General features: G+C 61.7%; 1 protein-coding gene and 3 pseudogenes. All 4 read right to left on the bottom strand.

Annotated features, from left to right (window positions below; genetic code table 11):
• On the bottom strand, nucleotides 1–132 hold a 132-nt coding region (locus tag ACNA1V_RS17375; protein ID WP_415834824.1), incomplete at both ends, for a DDE-type integrase/transposase/recombinase.
• 7 nt (nucleotides 133–139) lie between these two features.
• Nucleotides 140–279: pseudogene (locus tag ACNA1V_RS17380) on the bottom strand (DDE-type integrase/transposase/recombinase); the annotation flags it as partial.
• 19 nt (nucleotides 280–298) lie between these two features.
• Nucleotides 299–348 (bottom strand): annotated as a pseudogene (locus ACNA1V_RS17385) (hypothetical protein); the annotation flags it as partial.
• 18 nt (nucleotides 349–366) lie between these two features.
• Nucleotides 367–977: pseudogene (locus ACNA1V_RS17390) on the bottom strand (IS3 family transposase); the annotation flags it as partial.
• Nucleotides 978–1,014: the final 37 nt, after the last annotated feature.

Here is a 1,014-nt window from a genome sequence, read left to right on the forward strand (position 1 = left end):
GCAGTTGCCCTTGCGGCTCATGCTGGCAATCAGGCCGTGGCGGGCTAGCAGGTCGCGGTGGGCTTGGCTGGCGTACTGGCTACCGCGATCGGTATGCACAATCAATCCGGGCTTGGGTTGGCGCAGCACGATNGCCATNTGCAAGGCCGCGCACACCAGTTCGGCGGGCATGCTGGGTGCCATGGTCCAGCCCACGACCTTGCGCGAGTACAGGTCCAGCACGGCGGCCAGATACAGCCAGCCGCGCCCGGTGCGGACATAGGTGATGTCGGCAACCCANGCCTGGTCAGGGGCACTNGGATTGAAGCGCCGGTCCAAGAGGTTGGCTGCCACCGGCAGGTCATGCCGNCTATCGGTGGTGTGGANGAATTTGCGTTTCCAACGCGCCTTCAGTCCGTGCTGTTTCATCAGTCTGCGCACACGATAACGCCCGACGCACAGGCCCTGGGCCTTGAGTGCGGCGCATAGCCGACGGCTGCCATAGTTGCCCCCGCTGGCCTGGAAGGCAGCCTGCAACGGCGTACTCAACGCGCAGGCCTGCGCCGCTTGTCGCCGACGACGGGCGGCATACAAGCCTGAACGACTGATACCCAGTAAACGGCACAGACGGGTAGTCTTGGCCTTCTTCTGCCACTGATTGATCAGCTTCTGGATCACTTCAGTTCCCGGGCGAAGAAGGCCGATGCTTTTTTTAACAGCGACACATCCTCGCGCAGCCGCTGGTTCTCTCGCTCCAGTTCGCGGATGCGCTGCTGCTCGGGCGTGAGCGGCTTGCCAATACCGGCCTGGCCTGATTGCTCGGCGTCGTACTGGGCCAACCAGCGGCGTACCGCGCTGTCAATCAAGTCCTGATCGCGGCAAACCTGGCCTACGCTCAGGCCTTGCTCTCGGATCATCTGTACCACCTGGAGTTTGAAGGCGGCATCAAAGGTTCTACGAATACGGGTCATATCTTGCTGGGCTCTCGGTGGAATCATCCCCTATCGAGGTGTCCATCTGAATTAGACCAGAACA

It is taken from the genome of Kerstersia similis (genome assembly GCF_965139615.1).
Lineage (GTDB): Bacteria > Pseudomonadota > Gammaproteobacteria > Burkholderiales > Burkholderiaceae_B > Kerstersia > Kerstersia similis.